Genomic DNA, 15,610 nt, shown 5'->3' on the forward strand with positions numbered 1-15,610 from the left:
GTTTATTCCTATACATTTACAAGCGTAAGCCACTCGGCCACAAGTGCCGGTTTTGCCTGATCTTCGATTTCAATCGTGACTTCCATGATCAACTGATAACTTCCCTCATTTTTTTGGGAAACATTTTTTAAGTGAAAATTTCCACGCACCCGCTTACCGCTATGTACAGGACTAATAAAATGCAAATTATTGATGCCATAATTCACGCCAGATTTCTGCCCCTGGACAGTCGGCAAGACTTGAGCGGCCATCGCTGAAAGTAAAGAGAGTGTTAAAAAACCGTGGGCAATCGTGCCACCAAAAGGTGTCTGACGAGCAGCTTCTTCATCCACATGAATAAATTGATGATCTTGTGTGACATCCGCAAAGGTATTAATCATGTTTTGATCAATGGTCATCCATTGCGAGCTACCTAATTCTTGACCTTGCAACTCAACCAGTTGGTCGATGCTTAATGTATTTTTTGTCAAAATTACTCTCCTGCCATTAATGAAGCTTTTTTCAGCTCAAGCTCACCTTGAGCGCCTCCTCTGACAGGCACAAACTCACCTGTTCGGTCTGCAACATCAGCTAAACGTTGTGCTAAAACATGCGGAACCTGTTCATCCGTACCTAAATAAATTCCTTGAGTAAGGGTAATGTGGGCAGCTTCAAAACTACCTGCGCCCGCACAAAGAATCATACGAGTCGGTGCATCTTCGCTAACCAAAGTCGCGATTGCAGGACTGACCGCACTTGGAGCAAGAGCTTTAAGGGCTTCTTCGGGTAATAATCCTTCAAGCATACGAGTTGCTGCTGTTGGTGCTAGACAATTTACCCGAACATTAAATTTTTCACCTTCTAAAGCCAGTGTCTGCATGAGTCCAACCAATGCCATTTTTGCAGCACTGTAGTTGGACTGCCCAAAGTTGCCATATAGACCAGATGATGAAGTCGTCATAACAATACGACCATATTTTTGCTCGCGCATGATATCCCATACCGCTTTTGTGCAATTTACTGCCCCCATTAAGTGGACATCAATCACGGTACGAAAGTCATCTAGTGACATTTTGCTAAAAGTTTTATCTCGAAGAATTCCAGCGTTATTAATTAAAATATCTACACGTCCCCAACGGGCAATGGTTTCATCTACCATCTGTTGAACTTGTTCAATATCAGTGACTGAAGCACCATTTGCCATCGCCTCGCCACCAGCCGCAATAATTTCATCCACGACTTTTTGGGCCGCCATGGTTGAGCCACCTTTTCCGTTTACATCGCTACCAAGATCATTCACGACCACTTTTGCACCCAAACGTGCCAGTAACAATGCATGTTCCCGCCCTAGACCTGCGCCTGCACCTGTAACAATAGCCACTCGATTGCTTAAATTAATTGTCATGATTTTTTTCCTAAACATATGAATAAGATGTATTTAATAAATGTTTTAATAAGCTGTTACGCCGCCATCAATTGCAATGGCTTGACCTGTGAGATATGAGTTTTCTTTGGCACACATCATCAGCATCATTGCCACCACTTCGCTTGGATGGCCAAGACGCTTCATTGGCGAGGCCTGCGCTAAAAAGTCTTGTTTCTCTTTGAGTTCACTGTCGACCACCATCGGGGTGGTTGTATAAAATGGACAAATTGCATTAACTCGAATGCCTTTATTTGCATATTCAATCGCTGCTGTTTTGGTTAATCCCACCACAGCATGCTTTGCCGCAGAATAGGCAGCCAATTTGGGAGCCGCACCTAAACCTGCAACAGAAGCAACATTCAGAATAATGCCACCACCTTGTTGCAACATCTGACGAATTTGATGCTTCATTCCAAAGAACACACCTTTGGCATTGACGGCAAAACTCAAATCTAGATCTCCTTCATCGGTATCAATAAAGCTTTTCATAGGCGGACTCATACCTGCATTATTGACCCCGACATCGACTCTACCAAACTGAGTAACTGCACTTTGCACCAAAGCCTGTACATCTGCTTCACAGCTGACATCACACACTTGCGCAACCACCTCTACTCCTGCTTGGCGTAGCGGTTCAACTACAGTATTTAACCCTTCAATATTCAAGTCACCCAACACTAATTTTGCACCATACTTTGCCAGTTGCTCTGCTAGCAATGCACCAAATCCACTCGCCGCACCTGTGATTAAGACCACTTGACCTGAATAATGTTCGTACATTGCTATTCCTCCCTAAATAGTTAAACCGCCATCAACCACAATACATTCACCATTGGTGTAACTCGCAGCATCTGACACTAAATAAAGTACAGTTCCAGCCATTTCACGTGGTTCTGCGTGACGGCGTAATGGAATTGTGTCCATCCAACTTTTATAAATATCTTCATTTTCAAATAGTGCCGAAGCAAATTTGGTCTTGGTAAGACCCGGCAATAAAGCATTCACTCGAATGCCCAATGGTCCACATTCTTTTGCAAAGGCTTTGGTCATATTCACCACCGCAGCTTTGGTAATAGAATAAATACCTTGTCGATCTCCAGGTTGCAGGGCATTTACAGATGCGGTATTAACAATTGCACCGTCACCCTGTTCTTTCATTAATTTACCTGCCTCAACAGACATGAAGAAATATCCACGAATGTTGACTTCAACCGTTTTGTTATATGCAGCAATATCCGTATCAAGAATATGACCAAAATAAGGGTTGGCAGCTGCATTATTGACTAAAATATCTAAACGACCGTGTTCTTTACGAATATATTCAAAAATTTCTGCAATATCTTCTAACTTACCCACATGGCAAGCAAAAGCCTCCGCCTTTCCATTTGCTGCAATAATTTCATTAGCAACACGTTGGCAATCTTCAACTTTCCGACTAGAGACAATTACATGTGCACCTTGTTCAGCTAAAAGTTTGGCAATTTCCTCGCCAATGCCGCGACTTGCACCTGTAACTAAGGCTATTTTTCCAGTCAAATCAAATAAATGTGTTGCCATATCACTTCCTTATGTTCATAGGTTTTATAAAAATTAGTTATAATCAACGCTTTCTAAATGTGGTTAACACAAGCGCTATATTCAAAATTCACGGTTTTAATCACTCTATTTCTTACGCTATTTCCTGACCATATCTAACTTGTTACAATGAATAAAATGAATTGTTTGAATAACAAACTATGAATGAAATGAATAATAATATTGCCTCTCTTGCCCGTATTGACCTGAATTTATTTCGTGTATTTGTGGCAATTTATAAAGAAAAAAATCTAACACGGGCCAGTGAACAACTTTTTCTAAGTCAACCTGCTGTTAGCCATGCTTTGGCACGTTTACGTGATCATTTTAATGATCCATTATTTATTCGAGATGGACACGGTGTTGTTCCATCACCTTTAGCCAAACGTTTATGGCCTAAAATTGAACAGTCATTACAACTTATGCATCAAGCAATTCAAAGCACGCATGATTTTGTGCCAGCACGAGATTTAAAGCATCTCACAATTGCTATGAATGATGAGTATGAAGGAATTTTTTTACCCTCTATTATTCAGCACTTAACTCAATTTAATCCTAATTTGCAGTTAAATAGCGTACGCATTGATCGTAAAAACTTAAGACATGAGCTTTCTACAGGGAAAATCGATTTTGCGATTGATGTTCAACATTCGGTTGAAGATAGCATTGGTTATGAATGCCTTACTAAAGATCAATTTGTAGTAATAAGTCGTAAGCAGCATCCCCTATTATCCAAAACGAACCTAACCAAAGAAATTTATTTAGAAGCTAAGCACATTACAGTGTCCTCTCGTCCTACAGGTCGTGTTTTTGAAGATTTTTTCTTATCTAAACAAGGTATCAAAAGAACAATTAGTTTCCGCTGCCAACAATATGAAACGGCAATCCGATTAATTACACAAATGGACCATTTACTCACGATTCCTCAATGTCAAATTGCTCACTTTAAAGATAATTACCCTCAAATTAAGGTGCATCCGCTACCGATAGATATTGTTGGATATCAAATGAATTTATATTGGGATCAGCAAAAGTCCCATGAACACCAAATTGTATGGTGTAAGAGCCAAATATTGCAGCTTATGAATAGTTTATAAAATAGTAAATTTATGACAGTAAAATTCTATTTCGCTTGCACTGCTCATATTTTTATGTATGATTGAGTAATCACTCAATTAATATTTTTGTATATGGCTCGTCCTCGTAGTGAAGATAAACGTAATGCAATTTTAAGTGCTGCTATTGAAACATTAGCAGAGCTTGGCGAACGTGCGTCTACCTCAAAAATTGCCAAAGTTGCTGGCGTGGCAGAAGGTACGTTATTTACCTATTTTAGTAATAAAGAAGAGCTGCTGAATCAGTTATATCTTTCACTAAAGGCTGAGTTACGTCAGGTGATGATGCATGGTTACCCGACTAACGCTGACCTGCAAACACAAATGTCACATATCTGGCGAAGCTATTTGGACTGGAGTCTAGAAGCTCCCCTTAAACGAAAAGTGATGGCGCAGCTTTCAACCTCGGAACAAATTACCGAGCAAAGCAAACAAATTGGCATGCAAACCTTTTGTGATCTGACTCAAAACATTCAAGAGTGTATTAATGATGGCAAATTAAGAGATTATCCGCCGTTATTTATTGCTTCAATTTTAGGTGCGCTTGCTGAAGTTACACTCAATTTTATTGCCCAAGACCCTTCTCAAACCGAGCGTTATCGCAAATCTGGTTTTGAAGCGTTTTGGCATGCAGTTTCAATATAGATAAAAGTAAGGATGCGCGGCATCCTTATTTTTGAATAAATTAATGAGTGAGTAAATACTCATTCAAATAAATCTAAATGAGCACTTAGCCCAAGTTCTTATTTGTACATATAGGTTTGTTCCAATAAGGAAAAACAAAATGACTATTTCAAACACAACAGCCTTGCCTGCACCCTTAATGCCATCTCAGCAACATAATGGCAAATTTAGAAATACGCGTCCGAACCAACATCAGCCTTCTTTTGGCAAAACGCTTCAACTTATGTGGAAGTTTCTATTTAACAAACCAAAAGACACAGTTCCAAACAAAGCAATTCCTGTTTTAAGTTTGTCAAAAGAACAGCTTTTAAGTGCGCCTGACCGCTCTCTATTTCGTTTGGGCCACTCAACCATTTTGTTAAAACTTCAAAATGAGTTTTGGTTAACCGACCCTGTTTTTTCAGAGCGTGCCTCACCTTTTCAATGGCTTGGACCAAAACGTTTCCATCAGCCCCCAATTAGCATTGCCGAATTACCACCCATCAAAGGCGTAATTTTGTCGCATAACCACTACGACCACCTCGACTACCATGCAGTCATGCAACTTCAAGATAAGGTTGAGCATTTCTTAACACCGCTTGGTGTGGGTGACACTCTCATTAAATGGGGAATTCCAGCAGAAAAGGTTCAGCAGCTCGACTGGTGGGGTACCACACAGGTAGATGGACTAAAATTGGTGGCTACCCCTGCTCATCATTTTTCAGGCCGTGGTATGGGTGATAGCAATGCGACACTTTGGGCATCGTGGGTGGTTATTGATAATGACTTGCGGGTATTTTTCAGTGGAGATACGGGCTATTTTGACGGGTTTAAAGAGATTGGACATCGTTATGGCCCTTTCGATCTGACCATGTTAGAAACTGGCGCTTACGACCCCGAATGGCCCGATGTTCACATGCAGCCAGAGCAAACTTTACAAGCGCATATCGATTTAAAAGGTCGTCATTTGTTGCCTGTGCACAATGGGACTTTTGATTTGGCACTTCACGCTTGGGATGACCCGTTTGAACGTATCGTCGCTTTGGCTCAACAAAATAATTTAGCGATTAGCACACCGCAAATGGGTGAATTATTGAACTTAGAGGAACCAAATATTGAAAATTATTGGTGGCGTTCGTAAGTTTGAAAAAATTATTTGGAGAGTAAAAAAATGCTTTTGCTCTCCAATCTTTAAATTTTAACTTGTTTTATGTGCTTTCCAAGGAAACTTAATTGTGCACAAAACAAAAACCAGAAATAAAAATTGCGAAATATACATATAGTTGAGCAAGTCTCGCCCTACTTTTAATGTAATCCAAGTGTTGTGAATGACATCACTAAATATAATAAGAAAAGTTAGAATTAAGCCGATACGAGGTCTATAAAATAGAAGAATTGCTGCAAGTGGATCAATAAACGTTAAAGATGTCCAATAAATACAAGTAAATAAAGGCGCATTGTTATAGTCCCAAAACAAACCATGCATCAAAACTGTTTGTAAATGGTTGAACCCTGCACCGATAAGGCAAAGTGCATAAATACATCTAATAATAAATTCAGTTTTCAAAACAACTCTCTTATTCATTCATCATGCTATGTAAAAAATATTTTTATTCAGATAAAGCTATTCAATATTTTAAGTAAAACAATCTACGTAAATATAATTTAAAAGACTCTATAAATAAATGATAAATGCCTATCCCATTTCATCTATCTTACTTATAAGTCGTGAACTATTTGATTAAACACCTATTAGACATTCATACGATTAAAAGAACTCAATAAAATATTTTTTATAAAATATTAAAATCTTTTTATTTAATAAAATTTAAATTATTCAATTAGATATATTCAAAATTAATACTTTTAAATAGCCTTTTTAAAACTAGGACTAACTTTATCCTAGTTTTATTGTTGACTTAAAACGCAGACTACATTAGTCTGTGTTTATAGTTGATCAATTATGAAATTAAATGGCTTATATCACTAGTAGCGTCGAGTATGCGATTCACTGTCTTCTTTTTCTTGTGAACAATGAAGATAAACCTTTGAGTAGTAAGGATCTTGCCGAATTACAAGGAGTCTCTCCGAGTTTTATGGCCAAGATTTTTCCTAAACTTGAAAAGGCAGGACTTGTGGTTGCACAAGAAGGTGTGCGCGGCGGCTATTTACTGGCTCAATCTGCTCACGAAATCAGCTTTTTAGATATCGTGAATGCAATTGAGGGTGAAAAACCGCTTTTTGAGTGCCAAGAAGTGCGTGGTAAATGTGCAGTTTTTAACAATGCCCCACCAGATTGGGCAACCAGTGGTGTGTGTGCAGTACATGCTGTCATGCTACAAGCCGAAAAAGCTATGCGAGACGCATTAGGTGCTCATACACTTGGCGATATTGCAGACCGTTTTGGCCGTTATGCACCCGACGTATTTTTTAGTGATGTAAATGGTTGGATCAACGAGCGCATTGAAGGAAGAACAGCAAAAATGCGGAAAAGTAAAATATCGCGGGATACTCCCGACTAATGAGCTAATAATCCTCAAATACTAAAGTAAAACATCCCTAATCCGTTTTAAACGCCTTCTCAGATTTTTTCGGACAATCAGAGAATGGATTCGCTCACCCTAAATTTTGTGATGAGCTGGAACGTGTTGTCCGAAAAATCTATCAAAAGGATAATCCAATGAGTAAGCGTATTATTATTGCTGGTTCTGGCTTTGCAGGTTTATGGGCTGCACTCGCGGCACAAAGAGCAATTCACTTAGCATCGCAAGAACAAAACATTGAAGTGATGATGGTTTCCCCTAGCCCAAATGTCGGGATTCGTCCTCGTCTTTATGAAGCCGTGCTTGAAAACATGAACCCTGATATTTCAGAGTTATTAACCGTGGTTGGGGTTAAATTTCTGGCAGGTTGGGTAAATAAAATTGATGTCGGCCAACAAACTATCGAAGTTGCAACCACCGATGGTAACAAGCAAAACTTAAGCTATGACCGTTTTGTTCTAGCAACCGGAAGTACGACTTTTATGCCCCCTATACCGGGTCTAAAAGAATATGGATTTAGCGTAAATACATTAGAAGATGCTGAAAAACTAGATCATCATCTTAAAAACTTAGCCACTAAACCTGCAAATGCAGCTCGTAATACTGTAGTCGTTGCTGGTGGTGGTCTTACTGGGTTAGAAACTGTGACCGAAATGCCTGAACGTTTGCGTAGCATTTTAGGTGAAACTGATGTCCGTGTGGTTTTGGTTGATTCCTCAACAGAAATTGGTGCAGCAATGGGCGACCAAGCTGCGACTGTTATTCGAGAAGCCCTTAACGAACTCGGTGTTGAAGGTAAAGCTGGGCTAAGAGTTAATGCGCTAGATGCCACTGGCGTAACGCTTTCTAACGGCGAAAAAATTGAAACAGAGACCGTGATTTGGACTGCCGGTATGCGGGCTAATCCACTCACCTCTCAAATTGCTGGTGAAAAAGATAATTTAGGACGTTTGATTGGGGATACTTATTTACATGCACCTGAAGCAAAAAACATTTTTGTGACTGGCGATACTGTAAAAGTTCCAACCGATGATTTAGGCAATTTTAATGTGATGTCGTGTCAGCATGCTATGAGCTTAGGCCGTGTGGCGGGTTACAACGCTGCGGCAGAATTGGTTGATTTACCACTTCATCCATACAGCCAACCAAAGTATGTCACTTGTGTTGACTTAGGTCCTTGGGGCGCACTTTATACTGAAGGTTGGGATCGACAAGTTCAATTTGTGCGTGAAGAAGCGAAAAAAATTAAACAGGAAATTAATACTGTTTGGATTTATCCACCAGTTGCAGACCGTGAAGCAGTTTTTGCAATAGCAAACCCTGATTTTGTGATTGTTCCTTAAGCTTAATTTTTTACACCAATCCATTTATTTAAAACCCTAAAAGCAAGCCCATCGCTGTTTTGCTTTTAGGGTTTATATTTGAATCATTAAATTATGACTTTTCTAGCTCTTCTATTATCGCTAAAGCTGTCTTTTTAGCTGAAAACGGGTTTTGCCCCGTAATTAACTTACCGTCTTGAACGACATACGGTGCAAAAGGAATAAAAGCCTTTTCATAACGAGCACCATATTCTTTCGCTAACTCTTCGGCATTATATGGCACTTTTTTTGCCACCCCTGCCAAAACTTCTTCACTCCATGCAAAGCCTGTTAACTTTTTGCCTTTTATAAGTCGTTCGTCATTGGAAAGTCTGACATTGAGCAAGCCACAGTAGCCATGACAAACACTCGAAACAATACCGCCTTTTTCATAAATATTTTTGGTGATTTCTTGCAGTTCAGGGTTATCTAAAAAATCCCACATAACACCGTGACCACCCGTATAGTAGATCACATCATAATCTTGCCAATTAATATCGGAAGGCTTAAAAGTATTTGCCAGCAGCGTAATAAAAGCTTGATCTTTTTCTCGGTCTTTAACTGATTTATCTGCCATTAAAGGCACAAGCGATTTTGGTTCAATTGGAGTTTTTCCACCATTTGGGCTGACAATATCTTGCACATAACCTTGCTTTTCAAACTCATCATAAGCATGAGTGAGTTCGCCTAACCACAGCCCTGTTGGTTCATCGAAATTCTTATAGCGTGAAACATTGGTCACGACATGTAATATGCATTTAGACATTTTCTCACCTCATTCTTCATATTTATAATTCTATCTTTTATCTATCACAACATAGAAAGCTGTTACTGAAAGTGTGCGCTTAGTAAAGTTATGAACCTTGCTTTTACATTACTATAAGTCTAAAGTTAACTTTAATGTCAATAGAGTATGTGGCTATGAATATTAGCGAGTTATCAAAACTAAGTGGTTTAAGTACCCCTACAATTCGTTATTATGAGCAAATCAAACTCTTGCCTAAAGCAAAAAGAAAATCGAATGGCTACCGTGAATATACTGATAATGATTTGAAACAACTTTCTTTAATTCAGCAAGCTCAGCAAGTCGGGTTTTCTTTAGCAGAAATTAAATCATTTTTACCGTCAAAGGTAACTACTTGGAACCATGACGCACTCATCCAAACACTTGAATCTAAAATTCAGGAAATAGAGCTTTTAGAACAGAAGCTAAAAGTCAGTAAGCAAAACTTACGTACTATGGTTGAAGCAATTAATAACAAACCCGATGAAATTACCTGTGAAGAAAATGCCGAACGTCTCATGAATCTCTATTACGATAAATCAAAAACTCCCTAATTCCTTAAAGGTATATTGACCTTAAAGTGTGCTTTAAACATACGATTGATTACAGGTGATAAATGAGGACCTGTCATGTTTAAAGTGTGGAACTTTCAACGTTGTTTAAGCATTATTTTTGCCATTCTTTTATCTACAAATGCGGTTTATGCCGCAGGTTCAGATAAAGCTCAAAGCCCTGCAAAAATAAATGGAAAAATTTTAGTCGTCATGACTAATCACTCGGCTTACCCTTCTCGTTCGGATAAAACAGGGCTGTGGTTGACTGAACTCACCCATTTTTATGATGTTGCATCAGCTGCTGGCTATGAAATGGATTTTGTAAGTCCTTTAGGCGGTCAAGTGCCGTTAGATGAGCGTAGTTTAAAGTCTATTTACTTAGACAAATCCGCTCGTCAGCATTTAGCTGACCCAGCATTTATGCAGAAGTTGAAAACGACATTGGCTCCGAACACGATTAATCCTACCCAGTACAAAGCCATTTACTATACGGGTGGACACGGTACCATGTGGGATTTCCCAAACAATAAAGCTTTGCAAAACATTAGCGAACAGATCTATCGCCAAGGTGGGGTTGTTTCAGCGGTCTGTCATGGCGTAGGTGGTTTATTACCTCTACAGAATGAAAATGGTAAACCACTAATTGCGGGTAGAACTGTTACTAGTTTTGCAAATATTGAAGAAACTTTATCTGGTATTAAGTCTCAAGTTCCATTTTCTTTACAAAACGGACTCATTGAACGTGGAGCAAACTACAAACAAGCATTTATTCCGTTTACCTCATATGTGGTTTCAGACGACAGAATTATTACTGGACAAAACCCGCAGTCGAGTAAAGAAATTGCAGAAGCAGTCGTTAAGCGTTTAAGCAGCATTCAATAAATTGATAAAATATTCATATTAAAAAGCCAATTACAGATTAACTCTCTAATTGGCTTTTCTTTTAAGTAATAACCAGTGGACCAGAACCCGGCAGCTCAGTCACTAGCTTATAACCGATCAGTTTTGCAGGTGTATATGTACCGCCCTTAACGGTGTTTTTGAGTAAATAATTCACCACAGTCAGTGAGCCATTTACGGTAAGGCTATAAGCGTTTTCCGTTTGGATGCGAGCAGTTTTGATTTCCCCACGTGAATTTCTTGCTTCTCCCCAAACATAGGTGGGTACTTTCGCGCGGAGTTCCTCATTTGGTCCAACAATCGTTTTTTCAATACGTGATTTAATAAACTTTTGCACGGCATTGAGTTTTAATACAGGGCGGAAGCAGTTCATCATTTTCGCACCAAAAATCATTTTGGGAGGCGCAGGAACAAATACTTCAATGTTTGGAATACCCGTTGTATAAAACGCTGTAGATACATCTCCCCACGGAACGCTCATAGCACTTTTTTTACCATCACCGAAATCGATAGTACGGACATAATGTGCTAATGGAACAGTGGTAATTTTTCCATTTTTACGAATTTTGCCGCCTTCGGCCATACCTTCTGTACTTGTTTTTGCAGTACCCGGTGAAAGCCCTGTTTTTGAATCAAAACCAAGCGCCAAATGGGTCGCATCTGGCAGAGCTTCTTTGAGCGCAGCGGCAACGCAATCTGTCGGAATCACATCAAAACCAACACCTGGACAAAGCACAACATCGGCTTTTTCGGCTTGGCTGTTAAGTGACTGTGCCAACTCAAATACTGAGATTTCGCCCGTAATATCTAGATAGTGAGCACCTGCCTTTATACAAGCTTCCATCATGGGTTTCGATGTCGCGGAAAATGGCCCTGCACAGTGCATGACCAGTTTAAAGCCTTGGAGTTGTTCACTTACCGCATCCACGTTATCTAGCCCAAAAGCCTTATAACCAAGCCCCAACTCTTGAGCAAGTGCTTCAACCTTAGCTTTGTTACGACCAGCCAAAGTTGGTTTTAGACCTAGGCGTACAGCTTCACGAGCGATTAACTCGCCCGTGTAGCCATTTGCTCCATAAATTATCCAGTTTGAATCGTTAGGATTTGTCATAACACAACTCACTTATTAAGAAGCAAATGAATAGTCACGCATGCCTTTTTTGTATTGACGAGTACGGCATGACATAGCTGATTGTTGCAAAATTAAAGCCCAAGCTGGTGAAATATTTGGTTTTGTTTTTTTACCTGCGCTTAAATTACGTAACTGGAATTTGACCACAGCCATATTGGCAAGTGAAGCAAGTGTTTTGTTCTTCCAAGTAATTGGTTTTAACTCAGGAGTAAGATTCTGGCCTTGTTTCCAAGCATTTGGCAAATTAGGTTCAATGGCTAAAGCTGTGGCAATACCGACCATATCTACACCACTTTCAATTACTTTTTCTGCCACTTGTTTACGGCGTATCCCACCTGTCACCATAACAGGCATTTTGGCAACTTTACGAATCTCTTGTGCAAACTCTAAAAAGTAAGCTTCACGGGCAAGTGTACGACCATCACGTGCTTGACCTTGCATTGCAGGCGCTTCATAGCTACCGCCTGAAAGTTCAACCAAATCAACTGCATGCTCATTTAACATTTTAACCACTTGTTGGGCATCTTCAGCGCTAAACCCACCACGTTGGAAATCGGCTGAATTTAGTTTCACTGCAACAGTAAACTGAGGCGAAACCACTTTACGAACAGCTTCAACAATCTCAATTAAAATGCGAGCGCGGTTTTCTAAAGAACCACCCCATTGATCTTGGCGTTTATTGCTCAGTGGAGAAAGAAACTGGCTTAATAAATAACCATGCGCAGCATGAATTTCTACACCAGTAAACCCAGCTTTTTCACCTAAACGCGCCGTGTTTGCAAAACGCTGAATCACCTCTGCAATCATAGATTCCGTCATTTCGATTGGCGTGTTAAAGCGATTTGACATTTTGCCAAGATCAAGTGAAATAGCGGATGGTGCCCACGTCTGCTGACCAAGATTGGCTTGCATTTGGCGACCCGGATGGTTAATTTGAAGCCACATCTGAGCGCCTTTTGAGCGCCCAATTTGTGCCCATTTTTTAAAAGTATCCAGATGCTTTTCATCTTCAAGCACTACGCCGCCCGGTCCAGTCATCGCTCGGCGGTCTACCATTACATTTCCGGTAATGATTAAACCTACGCCACCATTTGCCCAAGCCTGATATAAACGCATTAATTCTTCTGATGGTGCATGGTTTAAATCAGCCATATTTTCTTCCATTGCTGCTTTAGCAATACGGTTAGGAACATATGAGCCATTTGGGAATACTAATTTTTCGAACACTTTCATTGGAATGACCTCATTCAGTATGGCTTTACTTTAAGATTAAAGCTAACTTTAATGTCAATACCTTTTATTATTCCTATATTTATTACTTTCAATTTCAGTAATTTATAAATAAAAAAGAGGCACTTAACGCCTCTTTTTTAAAGTTTGAATGTTTTTAATTATTCACGAATAAAGGCCAATAAATCAGCATTAATCACTTCATGGTTTACAGTTAACATGCCGTGAGAAAAACCTGGATAGATTTTGAGTTGGCTATTTTGAAGTAATTCAGCAGATTTTACGCCAGAAGTTTTATACGGCACGATCTGGTCGTCGTCACCATGTAATACCAAAACAGGAACCGTGATTTTCTTTAAATCTTCGGTGAAGTCAGTTTGTGAGAATGCCACAATACCATCGTAATGTGCTTTTGCACTACCCGTCATACCCTGACGCCACCAGTTCGAAATGATACCTTCAGATGGTTTCGCATCAGGGCGGTTAAAACCATAGAATGGACCAGATGGCAGGTCACGGAAAAATTGCGCACGGTTTGTGAGTACTTGATTTTGAAGGTCATCAAAAACTTCTTTTGGTAAACCTTCAGGATTATTTTCAGTTTGAACCATGAGTGGCGGTACTGCACTGACAAGTACAGCTTTTGCAACGTTTTCCTGACCATGACGTGCAATATAGCGGACTACCTCGCCACCACCGGTTGAGTGTCCAATATGAATTGCATTTTTAATGTTCAGATGTTTAACCACTTCTGCAACATCATCTGCATAATGTTCCATATCGTGACCATCCCACACTTGACTTGAACGTCCATGACCGCGTCTGTCATGAGCGACTACACGATAACCTTGCTCTAAAAAGAAAAGTAATTGTGTATCCCAATCATCTGAACTCAAAGGCCAACCATGATGAAAAAATAAAACTTGGGCATCGCGTGGCCCCCAGTCTTTATAGAAAATGTCTACGCCATCTTTTGTGGTTACATATCCCATCTTTGTACTCCTGCTGAAAATCTGCTTCTAGATTCGTTATAAAGGTATGAATGTTTATCGTAAGATTAAAGTTAGCTTTAAGGTCAATAGTCTCAATCTTATTGTTAAAATAAAATTTATATGAAGACTCTACTGTACTCTGTATCTTTTTAATCTTTAATTGTTTTTTATTTTATTTCTTTTAAATGTCAAAGACTTTACAGCTAGAAATTAAAGCCTTGACTTTAAAGTGAACTTTAACCTTATAGTGCCGACATTGGCTATAAATTAACACGTCTTGATAAAGGCAACCGTAGCTACTTGGTCAGTTAATGTTAAAGGTAAACACTCATGAATATAAAACAACAATTTACTGAGGTTGAATTTGGGCAACAAAAAGTCAAAGTACCTAAAGGAGGCTACTATGACCGTTTTAGAATGCATCCAGATCTAGATGAAATTGCCCAAGATCCAGCTGCTGGCAATATCGATTTTTTCCGTCATATTCCTAAAAAAATTGTGGAGTCACGTGTTGGTCCTGTTTGGGCGCCGAACTTTTATTATCGTAGTGCAAATGTTCAGCTATTAATGCTTGCTCCCATTAAATATATTAAGGCAAAACTTCCCGATGCTTTAACGCCCTTACAACCATTTCCGGGTTATGGGTTAGTCGCGGTCACTTTTTTCTCTTATTCGGTTTGTGACAATGATCCCTATAACGAAGTGTCGATTGCGATTGTTGTACGCAAACCTAAGGCTCGTGGGCCTCACATCGCAGAGTTAATGAAATCGATGCGTCAACGCCACTTTCATGCACATGTTTTAGCTTTGCCTGTAGATACAGAAATTGCTAGAGTCCGTGGTGTATATGGTTACCAGTTACCAAAATGGTTAACAAAAATTGATATCGGTATTAGTTCAAAAGAGGTTCAAGCCAAAATTTTCGATGTTAATGGAAAATTGGATTTAAGTTTAAAATCTGCTGTTCCTACTTTAAAACGTGTCGATTCTGAAACACATATTAATAAAGCAACCATGCTACATATAGTCGATGGGAAATGGCATCAAACAGATGTTCAATCAAACGTTCTTTCTTTTGCGCAAAAGCTTTTTCCAAAGAAAGTACAATTTGTGAAAAATGAAGACCCTTTGACAAAGTTGCTAAATGAACTTGGCGCTTCAAAAATTCTCCGCTTGGATGTTATTCAAGATGCCCAAGCATTCCTTAATTTGCCTACTCCGTTATAAATCTATTCTTCGAGATATAAAAAGAGACCAACTCGTGGTCTCTTTTTATTTTTTAGATCGCTTCTTTAGTCATCTCACCATTCACCAGTCTTAAAATCTGCAACGGATTACTGTCTTTTAAGGCTTCCG

At 39.4% G+C, this 15,610-nt stretch carries 17 protein-coding genes and 1 pseudogene; 8 read left to right on the top strand and 10 right to left on the bottom strand.

Annotation, left to right across the window (positions count from 1 at the left end; genetic code table 11):
- Positions 1 to 8: 8 nt before the first annotated feature.
- The 4 genes from G9371_RS17785 to G9371_RS17800 are packed head-to-tail and all read right to left on the bottom strand — an operon-like array spanning position 9 to position 2,962.
- A complete protein-coding gene (locus G9371_RS17785; protein ID WP_029423793.1) occupies positions 9 to 470 on the bottom strand; it encodes a MaoC family dehydratase in 462 nt (153 codons plus the stop codon).
- Between the two features lie 2 nt (positions 471 to 472).
- A complete protein-coding gene (locus G9371_RS17790; RefSeq protein WP_029423794.1) occupies positions 473 to 1,384 on the bottom strand; it encodes an SDR family NAD(P)-dependent oxidoreductase in 912 nt (303 codons plus the stop codon).
- A gap of 45 nt (positions 1,385 to 1,429) precedes the next feature.
- A complete protein-coding gene (locus tag G9371_RS17795) occupies positions 1,430 to 2,185 on the bottom strand; it encodes an SDR family NAD(P)-dependent oxidoreductase (RefSeq protein WP_029423795.1) in 756 nt (251 codons plus the stop codon).
- A 12-nt stretch (positions 2,186 to 2,197) separates the two neighbouring features.
- A complete protein-coding gene (locus G9371_RS17800) occupies positions 2,198 to 2,962 on the bottom strand; it encodes an SDR family oxidoreductase (protein ID WP_029423796.1) in 765 nt (254 codons plus the stop codon).
- Positions 2,963 to 3,141: 179 nt separating this feature from the next.
- Between G9371_RS17800 and G9371_RS17805 the strand changes: the two genes are divergently transcribed.
- The 3 genes from G9371_RS17805 to G9371_RS17815 all read left to right on the top strand — a co-directional run bounded on the left by G9371_RS17805 (position 3,142) and on the right by G9371_RS17815 (position 5,899).
- On the top strand, positions 3,142 to 4,077 hold the full coding sequence (locus G9371_RS17805; RefSeq protein ID WP_029423797.1) for a LysR family transcriptional regulator: 936 nt from the start codon (positions 3,142 to 3,144) through the stop codon (positions 4,075 to 4,077).
- Between the two features lie 93 nt (positions 4,078 to 4,170).
- On the top strand, positions 4,171 to 4,740 hold the full coding sequence (locus G9371_RS17810; protein ID WP_029423798.1) for a TetR/AcrR family transcriptional regulator: 570 nt from the start codon (positions 4,171 to 4,173) through the stop codon (positions 4,738 to 4,740).
- Between the two features lie 139 nt (positions 4,741 to 4,879).
- On the top strand, positions 4,880 to 5,899 hold the full coding sequence (locus G9371_RS17815) for an MBL fold metallo-hydrolase (protein WP_029423799.1): 1,020 nt from the start codon (positions 4,880 to 4,882) through the stop codon (positions 5,897 to 5,899).
- Positions 5,900 to 5,956: 57 nt separating this feature from the next.
- Here the strand turns inward: G9371_RS17815 and G9371_RS17820 are convergent, their stop codons facing one another.
- Positions 5,957 to 6,325 carry a hypothetical protein gene (locus G9371_RS17820; RefSeq protein ID WP_026056125.1) on the bottom strand — a complete coding sequence of 123 codons (369 nt, stop codon included), beginning with the start codon at positions 6,323 to 6,325 and terminating at the stop codon, positions 5,957 to 5,959.
- A 406-nt stretch (positions 6,326 to 6,731) separates the two neighbouring features.
- On the opposite strand from G9371_RS17820, the gene G9371_RS17825 reads away from it, so the two are divergent.
- Both G9371_RS17825 and G9371_RS17830 read left to right on the top strand, forming a co-directional pair.
- Positions 6,732 to 7,280: an RrF2 family transcriptional regulator gene (locus G9371_RS17825; protein WP_017816866.1), complete on the top strand. Its 549-nt coding sequence runs from the start codon at positions 6,732 to 6,734 to the stop codon at positions 7,278 to 7,280.
- Positions 7,281 to 7,438: 158 nt separating this feature from the next.
- A complete protein-coding gene (locus G9371_RS17830) occupies positions 7,439 to 8,644 on the top strand; it encodes an NAD(P)/FAD-dependent oxidoreductase (protein WP_029423801.1) in 1,206 nt (401 codons plus the stop codon).
- A 91-nt stretch (positions 8,645 to 8,735) separates the two neighbouring features.
- Here the strand turns inward: G9371_RS17830 and G9371_RS17835 are convergent, their stop codons facing one another.
- Positions 8,736 to 9,428 (bottom strand): type 1 glutamine amidotransferase domain-containing protein, encoded by a 693-nt coding sequence (locus tag G9371_RS17835; RefSeq protein WP_029423802.1) that lies wholly within the window; start codon positions 9,426 to 9,428, stop codon positions 8,736 to 8,738.
- A gap of 155 nt (positions 9,429 to 9,583) precedes the next feature.
- Between G9371_RS17835 and G9371_RS17840 the strand changes: the two genes are divergently transcribed.
- Complete coding sequence (locus G9371_RS17840) at positions 9,584 to 10,000, top strand: MerR family transcriptional regulator (protein ID WP_001026795.1); 417 nt, start codon at positions 9,584 to 9,586, stop codon at positions 9,998 to 10,000.
- A 75-nt stretch (positions 10,001 to 10,075) separates the two neighbouring features.
- Positions 10,076 to 10,882, top strand: coding sequence for a type 1 glutamine amidotransferase domain-containing protein (locus G9371_RS17845; protein ID WP_029423803.1), 807 nt, complete (start codon positions 10,076 to 10,078; stop codon positions 10,880 to 10,882).
- A 61-nt stretch (positions 10,883 to 10,943) separates the two neighbouring features.
- Here the strand turns inward: G9371_RS17845 and G9371_RS17850 are convergent, their stop codons facing one another.
- The 3 genes from G9371_RS17850 to G9371_RS17860 form a co-directional block, all read right to left on the bottom strand.
- Positions 10,944 to 12,011: a saccharopine dehydrogenase family protein gene (locus tag G9371_RS17850; RefSeq protein ID WP_029423804.1), complete on the bottom strand. Its 1,068-nt coding sequence runs from the start codon at positions 12,009 to 12,011 to the stop codon at positions 10,944 to 10,946.
- A 15-nt stretch (positions 12,012 to 12,026) separates the two neighbouring features.
- Positions 12,027 to 13,265, bottom strand: a complete 1,239-nt coding sequence (locus tag G9371_RS17855; protein WP_029423805.1) for an NADH:flavin oxidoreductase/NADH oxidase family protein — start codon at positions 13,263 to 13,265, stop codon at positions 12,027 to 12,029.
- 158 nt (positions 13,266 to 13,423) lie between these two features.
- On the bottom strand, positions 13,424 to 14,254 hold the full coding sequence (locus G9371_RS17860; RefSeq protein WP_029423806.1) for an alpha/beta fold hydrolase: 831 nt from the start codon (positions 14,252 to 14,254) through the stop codon (positions 13,424 to 13,426).
- Positions 14,255 to 14,584: 330 nt separating this feature from the next.
- Between G9371_RS17860 and G9371_RS17865 the strand changes: the two genes are divergently transcribed.
- A complete protein-coding gene (locus G9371_RS17865; protein WP_029423807.1) occupies positions 14,585 to 15,481 on the top strand; it encodes a hypothetical protein in 897 nt (298 codons plus the stop codon).
- Between the two features lie 52 nt (positions 15,482 to 15,533).
- Here the strand turns inward: G9371_RS17865 and G9371_RS19395 are convergent.
- Positions 15,534 to 15,610, bottom strand: a pseudogene (locus tag G9371_RS19395) (ketoglutarate semialdehyde dehydrogenase); the annotation flags it as partial.

It is taken from the genome of Acinetobacter sp. EKM10A, assembly GCF_011075215.1.
GTDB lineage: Bacteria > Pseudomonadota > Gammaproteobacteria > Pseudomonadales > Moraxellaceae > Acinetobacter > Acinetobacter baumannii.

Bases quoted from the DNA above. Each gene is read 5' to 3' on its own strand.
- G9371_RS17790 (WP_029423794.1), bottom strand. From the start codon at position 1,384: ATGACAATTAATTTAAGCAATCGAGTGGCTATTGTTACAGGTGCAGGC.
- G9371_RS17795 (WP_029423795.1), bottom strand. From the start codon at position 2,185: ATGTACGAACATTATTCAGGTCAAGTGGTCTTAATCACAGGTGCGGCG.
- G9371_RS17800 (WP_029423796.1), bottom strand. From the start codon at position 2,962: ATGGCAACACATTTATTTGATTTGACTGGAAAAATAGCCTTAGTTACA.
- G9371_RS17805 (WP_029423797.1), top strand. From the start codon at position 3,142: ATGAATGAAATGAATAATAATATTGCCTCTCTTGCCCGTATTGACCTG.
- G9371_RS17810 (WP_029423798.1), top strand. From the start codon at position 4,171: ATGGCTCGTCCTCGTAGTGAAGATAAACGTAATGCAATTTTAAGTGCT.
- G9371_RS17815 (WP_029423799.1), top strand. From the start codon at position 4,880: ATGACTATTTCAAACACAACAGCCTTGCCTGCACCCTTAATGCCATCT.
- G9371_RS17825 (WP_017816866.1), top strand. From the start codon at position 6,732: ATGGCTTATATCACTAGTAGCGTCGAGTATGCGATTCACTGTCTTCTT.
- G9371_RS17830 (WP_029423801.1), top strand. From the start codon at position 7,439: ATGAGTAAGCGTATTATTATTGCTGGTTCTGGCTTTGCAGGTTTATGG.
- G9371_RS17835 (WP_029423802.1), bottom strand. From the start codon at position 9,428: ATGTCTAAATGCATATTACATGTCGTGACCAATGTTTCACGCTATAAG.
- G9371_RS17840 (WP_001026795.1), top strand. From the start codon at position 9,584: ATGAATATTAGCGAGTTATCAAAACTAAGTGGTTTAAGTACCCCTACA.
- G9371_RS17845 (WP_029423803.1), top strand. From the start codon at position 10,076: ATGTTTAAAGTGTGGAACTTTCAACGTTGTTTAAGCATTATTTTTGCC.
- G9371_RS17850 (WP_029423804.1), bottom strand. From the start codon at position 12,011: ATGACAAATCCTAACGATTCAAACTGGATAATTTATGGAGCAAATGGC.
- G9371_RS17855 (WP_029423805.1), bottom strand. From the start codon at position 13,265: ATGAAAGTGTTCGAAAAATTAGTATTCCCAAATGGCTCATATGTTCCT.
- G9371_RS17860 (WP_029423806.1), bottom strand. From the start codon at position 14,254: ATGGGATATGTAACCACAAAAGATGGCGTAGACATTTTCTATAAAGAC.
- G9371_RS17865 (WP_029423807.1), top strand. From the start codon at position 14,585: ATGAATATAAAACAACAATTTACTGAGGTTGAATTTGGGCAACAAAAA.